Origin of the sequence: Actinomycetospora sp. (assembly GCF_036497245.1) — a bacterium.
GTDB lineage: Bacteria > Actinomycetota > Actinomycetes > Mycobacteriales > Pseudonocardiaceae > Actinomycetospora.
Genome location: NZ_DASXJS010000225.1, coordinates 1 through 6268 on the forward strand (window position 1 = coordinate 1; position 6268 = coordinate 6268).

Below are 6268 nucleotides of genomic sequence, written 5' to 3' on the forward strand. Positions count from 1 at the left end.
CCGGTGTTGCCGGAGGTCGGCTCGAGGATCGTGGTGCCGGGCGTGAGCCGCCCGTCCTCCTCGGCCTGGGTGATCATGCGGAGCGCGGGGCGGTCCTTGATCGAGCCGGTGGGGTTGCGGTCCTCCAGCTTCGCCCACAGCCGCACGTGCGGTGCGGGTGAGAAGGACGGCAGCCCGACCATCGGGGTGTCGCCCAGGGCGTCGAGCAGCGAGTCGTACCGCGCCATCGGAAGTGTGCTCCAGAACGGGTGGACCCGGCCCGGACCGCGACGGTCCGGGGCCGGGAGGGGCTCAGCGCCCGCCGGCGACGGCGGGCAGGATCGTCACCGTGCCGCCGTCGGGGATCTGCGCGTCCAGACCGCCGGCGAAGCGGACGTCCTCGTCGTTGACGTAGACGTTGACGAAGCGGTGCAGCGCGCCGTCGGTGACCAGCCGGTCCTTGATGCCCGGGTGGTTGGCCTCGAGGTCGGTGATGACCTCCTGCAGCGTCGACCCGTCGGCCTTGACCTGCTTCTCACCACCGGTGTGGGTACGCAGGATCGTCGGGATCGAGACGGTGGCGGACACGGCGTTTCCTCCTGGGGACGGCTCTGGTGCTCTCGGGAGACAGCGTCGCACGAGTCCCGGGAATTCCGGGACCGGCGACGTGGGAGGTCAGGCCCGGTCGGGGACGTCTCCCACGCCGGTGTGCGAGAACATGTAGTTCTCCACGACCTGGACCTCGTCCTCGATGACGCGGCCCTCGCCATCCTGACTCAGCAGGAACGACCGCAGGTCCGGCTCGGCGTCGGGACCCGCCAAAGCGACGATCGCGAAGTGCACGCCGGGCTGCAGGCCCATGTACTCGATGTCCTTGACCGACGGATATGCCTCGGGCATCCCGGAGTCGGTCAGCGGACGGCGCGGCACCCGCGTGTGCGAGTGGAAGACGACGACGGTCTCCTCGTCGCGCTCCATGGCCTCCCGGTGCACCCGGAGCTGCTCCTGGGAGTCGAAGCGGTAGTCGCTGCCCTGGGCATCGGTGTCGTCGGCGTTGGTCATCGGCGCGTAGCGCTCGGGCCGGTCGCTCTCCTCCGGGCCCAGCAGCTGTCCGCAGGCCTCACGGGGGTGATCACGGCGCGCGTGCGCCACCATCAGCTCGACGAGGTCGGCACGGATCACCAGCACGGGTCCAACCTTACGTGGGACTCAGGGGAGCAGCACCGTGACGAGGGAGTCCTGCAGCCACGTCAACCAGTGGTAGACGGGCAGGTGGTCGGCACGGGGGTCCTCGGGCGGGAGCTGTTCGGGCATGTCCTCGCTGACCTCGAGCGCGGTACCCAGCGCCAGGCGCACGTCGTTCACGGCGGTCAGCCAGGCGTCGGCCTGCGGCGCGGTGAGCTCGACGCGCCCGCCCCCGGCGGGGAGCGACGACAGCATCATCGCGATGGCGTCGCGCTTGGCCTCGATCAGCTCCGGTTCCCGCACCGAGCGCAGCGCCGCGGCCAGGGCGGCCCCGTCGGGGGCCTCACTCTCGGCGTCAGGCCCCGGATCCGCGTCGGGACGGTGGAAGTCCGGGAGCAGGCGCGCGAGCACCGGGTCGTCCGGGGCGGTCGAGAGGCCGGTGCGGATGCCGGTCAGGGCGGAGAGCTCGTCGCTCGGGGACGCGTCGGCCCGGCCGGAGAGCATGTCGTCGACTTGCCCGACGAGCCCGCGCAGGACCGACGCCTCCGGCGGGTCGAGGACGGCGACGTAGCGGGCGCGCTCACCACGGCCGTGCCGTTTCCAGGTCCGCACGGGTTACGACGACCGCTGCATCGTCGCCCAGAGCCCCGCCGCGTGGAGCTTGGCGACGTCGCCCTCCACCTTGTCCCGGCTGCCCGAGGTGACGGTCGCCCGTCCCTTGCGGTGCACGTCGAGCATCAGCGCGGTCGCCTTGTCCTTGTCGTAGCCGAAGAGCTTCTGGAACACCCAGGTCACGTAGGACATGAGGTTCACCGGGTCGTTCCACACGATGGTCTGCCACGGGGTGTCGACGTCGACGAGCTCGCCCGGGAGCTCCTCGACCGTCGACGCGGGCTCCGCGGGCGCCGAGAGCCGCACAGGGGCGCCAGGACCCCGCCCTCCCTGCCCGACGTGCACGCGCATGTCCCCATCGTCTCAGCTCGGCGCGGGTGGATGCACCCGCCCTCGCCCCGGGCGCGCTCTAGGCTGGACGGATGACGAGCGGCACCGCGCTGATGACCGATCAGTACGAGCTGACGATGCTCGACGCGGCACTGGCCGACGGCACCGCACACCGCCGGTGCACGTTCGAGGTCTTCGCCCGCAGCCTGCCGCACGGCCGCCGCTACGGCGTCGTCGCGGGCGTCGCCCGGCTGGTCGACGCGCTGGGCCGGTTCTCCTTTGCCGACGACGAGATCGCCGCGCTGCGTGCCACCGGGGCGATCCCCGACCGCACGCTGGAGCACCTGGCGTCGTTCCGCTTCGGCGGGGACGTGGTCGGCTACCCGGAGGGCGAGCTCTACTTCCCGGGCTCGCCGATCGTGACGGTCACCGGGACGTTCGCCGAGTGCGTGCTGCTCGAGACCCTCGTGCTCTCGATCCTCAACCACGACTGCGCGATCGCCTCCGCCGCGGCGCGCATGACGACCGCGGCCGCGGGGCGCCGGCTCATCGAGATGGGGTCGCGGCGCACCCACGAGGAGGCCGCCGTGGCCGCGGCGCGCGCGGCCTACCTGGCGGGATTCGACGCGACCTCCAACCTCGAGGCCGCCGCGCGCTACGGCGTCCCGACGACGGGCACGTCGGCCCACGCGTTCACGCTGCTGCACGACACCGAGGAGGAGGCGTTCCGGGCCCAGGTGGCGGCGCTCGGCGTCTCCACCACGCTGCTCGTCGACACCTACGACATCACCGAGGGCATCGAGACCGCCGTCCGCGTGGCCGGCCCGGAGCTGGGCGCGGTGCGCATCGACTCGGGCGACCTCGGGGTCATGGCGCAGCGCGCGCGGGCCCAGCTGGACTCCCTGGGCGCGCCCTCCACCCGGGTGGTGCTCTCCGGCGACCTCGACGAGCACGCCATCGCCGGGCTGCGCGCCGAGCCGGTGGACGCGTACGGGGTGGGCACCGCGGTGGTGACCGGCTCCGGCGCCCCGACCGCGGGGATGGTCTACAAGCTCGTGGAGGTCGAGGGACGCCCGGTCGCGAAGCGCTCGTCGTCGAAGGAGTCCCGCGGCGGGGCGAAGTCGGCGGTGCGCCGCCACAAGCCGACCGGGACGGCCGTCGAGGAGGTGGTGCACCGGCTCGGAGCGGCCGTCGAGGTCGGCGAGCACGACCGCGTGGTGCCCGTCGAGCTGGTCAAGAGCGGCGAACCGGTGGCCGGGCTGCCCTCGCTCGCCGACGCCCGCGAGCACCTGCGGCGCAACCTCGTCGCGATCCCCTGGGAAGGGCTCAAGCTCTCCCGCGGCGAGCCGGCGATCCCGACCACCTTCCTGCTCTGATCCCGGCGGCCCGTCCGGCCGGCTCGATAGTGTCGGCGCCATGGCCCGGGCGCTGATCGTGGTGGACGTCCAGATCGACTTCTGCGAGGGCGGGTCGATGGGTGTGGCGGGCGGGGCCGCCACCGCAGCGGCGATCAGCGCGCACCTCGGCGCCGAGCACGGCCGCTACGCCCACGTCATCGCCTCCCGCGACTACCACCAGGACCCGGGCGCGCACTTCGCGGAGAGCCCGGACTTCGTCGACACCTGGCCGGTGCACTGCCGGGTCGGCGACGCGGGGGCGGCGTTCCACCCGGAGTTCGACGTCGCCCGCGTCGAGGAGGTGTTCTCCAAGGGCCGGTTCACCGCCGCGTACTCCGCGTTCGAGGCGTCGTCGGGTGCCGGGGAGACGCTCGCCGACTGGCTGCGCGAGCGCGACGTCGACCTCGTCGAGGTGTGCGGGATCGCCACCGACCACTGCGTGCGCGCCACCGCGCTCGACGCGGCCCGTGAGGGCTTCTCGACGACGGTGCTGCTGGACCTGGCCGTGGGGGTCGCGCCGGAGACGACGGAGCGGGCGCTGGGCGAGATGCGCGCCGCTGGGGTCACGCTGGCCGGGGCCTGACCCGTCACCGGGCGGGCCGGGACGCTTCGGGGTCCCGGCGGACCTCTCCGGCGCCGACCACGAACGCCGCGATCCCCAGCGGGATCGAGACGAAGGCCATCTGGATGCCCGAGGTCCGTGCATCGCCGACCGCACCCACGACGTTGAACCACACGTCGCAGAACAGCAGCGCCCCAGTCACGGACGCAGCGACCGGGACGAGGAGCGGCCGCAGGCGCAGGGCGACGGCCGCCGTGATGAGCGCTGCTGCCTCGGCGACGTCGAGGACGATCCAGGTCAGTTTCAGGTGGTGGGCGTTCTGCGCGGGGAAGCCCGCCGAGGCCGTCCGGGCCCAGGCGAGGATCGTGGCGACGGCGGCGACCATGAAGAGCACGGCGAGCACACGGTCCGACGTCCGCCGCCGCCCGGGAGTCACCTCGCGGCGGGCGACGCCCCCGCAGAGCACCGCGGCCGGCCCCAGGACCAGCACGGTCATGAAGGCGGCGGCTCGAGGATCGGTCGCCGTCCCCGTCACCACGTGGAAGAAGCCGGCGCACAGCGCGAGCGCCGCGGTCGCACTCGCCGTCATCACCAGGTACGCGGAGTCGAGCAGGGTCAGCACCGCGCAGACCACGAGCCCGACCGCGATCGCCGTCAGCGCTCCGCCCGCCGCCAGGGCGAGGTTCCCGACGGCGGCCGTGGGCGGCTGCCCGAGGTAGATCAGCACGATCCACGGCAGCAGCGCGATCCCCGCCACCCCGAACACGATCGACCAGCGCCGGTGGTGCGTGCGCTCGCGCGTGCTCACCGCCGTCTCGTCGTCCATGTGACCAGCGTGCTCCCGGTCGCGGCCGGGGGACATCCGTCGTCCGCCCCGGGCCCGGGTGATCCGACCCGGGGTGGACGGCCCGGCGTGGTCGACCCGCGCCCCGCTAGGCACATGATCATGCCGAACGCGGCGCCCGCCGGTCCGTGGATCGCAGATCCGGAGTTCGGGAGCGAGTCGCCGCGAATCTTGCGCGTGTCGCTCCCGAAGTCGTGGTCATGTCCGGGGGTCCGTCCCGAGATCGAGAACTGTGGAGCGCAATGCCCCAGATCGGGGCATTCCGGCACACAGAAGTCCATCACGAGTCCGGAGCGGCGGCCCGCGCACCTCAGGCGGCTGCGGCGTCGCGCTCAGCCTGATCAACTGTCTAGGCACTCAAGGGTGTAGCGGTCCACGTGGTGGTTCCACGTGGTCGCTGTCGCCTCCGCGATCACTCCTCGCTCGAGGTCGGCGGTGAACTCCACCGCGAGCACATCCTCGCGCGCGATGCCCGAGTACGCCTCCGGTTGACGGAGCGAGACACCGCCGCGCCATCGGGTGCGCCCTGGAGCCCCGGCGACGACGTGCACCTCGTCGAGCAGCCCCACCAGCCGATGTGGGAGGACGAGATCCTCGACCCAGTGCTCAGCCCAGTACGGCCATCCGCCGATCGGTGCGCGCGCGTCGCCCAGCTCCAGGCCGACAGGCTCCTGGCCCGGGTGGCGCAGGACGAGATGATCGGCATCGCGCCGGTACGACCCGCCGTCGTCACGCTCGACAGCCCACCGGCCATCACCGAGGACCGAGAGCACGCATCCGACCTCCACGGTTCCGGTTCGGCGGGGGCCGTCCTCCCGGAACGGGGAGAACCGGCGTGGTATCTCGGCGGGTGGAGGGCCTTCGACCGTCGTCATCACCGCCGAGGCCCGGAAACGACCGCGCGGTGGCACGGTCGCACTCCTCACGAGACGCCCGAGCAGGTCGTCCATGTCGGACACGGCCACCTCCCATGTCGGGCGCTCAGGAGCACTGGACCTCCTGATCATTCTCCTCGTACGCGGACGCCGAATAGGTCCCGTTCGGCAGGACCACCGTGCCGAACGCCTCCGTCCGGTACCGATACCGCGAGCCGGGCTCACAGGGAGCCGTGACGGTCTCACGATGGTTCTGGACGAAGGCACCGGGAGGCTTGGTCGTCACGGGCGCCGACTCACCGACCAGTTCCCACCCCCAGAAGCGCGCCCGGTACGTCTTCCCCGAGACGGTGTTCGCCATCGCCGGGACGACGCAGAAGCTCTCGATCCGCGTGTGGACCTCGCCGTACTGGCGGCTGAAGTGCGGACGGTTCACGCGGACGCCGCAGTCCTCGGACGGGCCGACGCGAGGTACGGCCAGCGC

Annotated in this window: 10 protein-coding genes; 2 read left to right on the forward strand and 8 right to left on the reverse strand. The window is 72.6% G+C overall.

Going from position 1 to position 6268, the window contains the following annotated elements; genetic code table 11:
* From VGI02_RS23625 to clpS, 5 genes are all read right to left on the reverse strand, one after another.
* A partial coding sequence (locus tag VGI02_RS23625; protein WP_331631469.1) for a pyridoxal-phosphate dependent enzyme occupies positions 1–227 on the reverse strand: 227 nt, incomplete at its 3' end.
* A gap of 64 nt (positions 228–291) precedes the next feature.
* On the reverse strand, positions 292–567 hold the full coding sequence (locus VGI02_RS23630) for a MoaD/ThiS family protein (protein ID WP_331631471.1): 276 nt from the start codon (positions 565–567) through the stop codon (positions 292–294).
* Positions 568–654: 87 nt separating this feature from the next.
* Positions 655–1167, reverse strand: a complete 513-nt coding sequence (locus VGI02_RS23635) for a M67 family metallopeptidase (protein WP_331631473.1) — start codon at positions 1165–1167, stop codon at positions 655–657.
* 21 nt (positions 1168–1188) lie between these two features.
* Positions 1189–1776, reverse strand: a complete 588-nt coding sequence (locus VGI02_RS23640) for a DUF2017 domain-containing protein (protein WP_331631475.1) — start codon at positions 1774–1776, stop codon at positions 1189–1191.
* A 3-nt stretch (positions 1777–1779) separates the two neighbouring features.
* A complete protein-coding gene (gene clpS, locus VGI02_RS23645; protein ID WP_331631477.1) occupies positions 1780–2127 on the reverse strand; it encodes an ATP-dependent Clp protease adapter ClpS in 348 nt (115 codons plus the stop codon).
* 71 nt (positions 2128–2198) lie between these two features.
* Here clpS and VGI02_RS23650 point away from each other — a divergent pair, with 71 nt between their 5' ends.
* A complete protein-coding gene (locus VGI02_RS23650; RefSeq protein WP_331631479.1) occupies positions 2199–3482 on the forward strand; it encodes a nicotinate phosphoribosyltransferase in 1284 nt (427 codons plus the stop codon).
* Between the two features lie 40 nt (positions 3483–3522).
* Positions 3523–4086: an isochorismatase family protein gene (locus VGI02_RS23655; protein ID WP_331631481.1), complete on the forward strand. Its 564-nt coding sequence runs from the start codon at positions 3523–3525 to the stop codon at positions 4084–4086.
* Between the two features lie 4 nt (positions 4087–4090).
* On the opposite strand, the gene VGI02_RS23660 is transcribed toward VGI02_RS23655, so the two are convergent.
* From VGI02_RS23660 to VGI02_RS23670, 3 genes are all read right to left on the reverse strand, one after another.
* The gene (locus tag VGI02_RS23660; RefSeq protein ID WP_331631483.1) at positions 4091–4891 is read right to left on the reverse strand and encodes a hypothetical protein; all 801 of its coding nucleotides are present in this window, start codon (positions 4889–4891) and stop codon (positions 4091–4093) included.
* A gap of 359 nt (positions 4892–5250) precedes the next feature.
* The gene (locus tag VGI02_RS23665) at positions 5251–5682 is read right to left on the reverse strand and encodes a hypothetical protein (protein ID WP_331631485.1); all 432 of its coding nucleotides are present in this window, start codon (positions 5680–5682) and stop codon (positions 5251–5253) included.
* Between the two features lie 208 nt (positions 5683–5890).
* Positions 5891–6268, reverse strand: a 378-nt coding sequence (locus tag VGI02_RS23670) for a hypothetical protein (RefSeq protein ID WP_331631487.1), incomplete at its 5' end; no start/stop codon positions are given.

What these genes read in the sequence shown, in the direction of transcription:
- VGI02_RS23660 (WP_331631483.1), bottom strand. Translation starts at nt 4,891, where the DNA reads ATGGACGACGAGACGGCGGTGAGCACGCGCGAGCGCACGCACCACCGG.
- VGI02_RS23655 (WP_331631481.1), top strand. Translation starts at nt 3,523, where the DNA reads ATGGCCCGGGCGCTGATCGTGGTGGACGTCCAGATCGACTTCTGCGAG.
- VGI02_RS23650 (WP_331631479.1), top strand. Translation starts at nt 2,199, where the DNA reads ATGACGAGCGGCACCGCGCTGATGACCGATCAGTACGAGCTGACGATG.
- clpS (WP_331631477.1), bottom strand. Translation starts at nt 2,127, where the DNA reads ATGCGCGTGCACGTCGGGCAGGGAGGGCGGGGTCCTGGCGCCCCTGTG.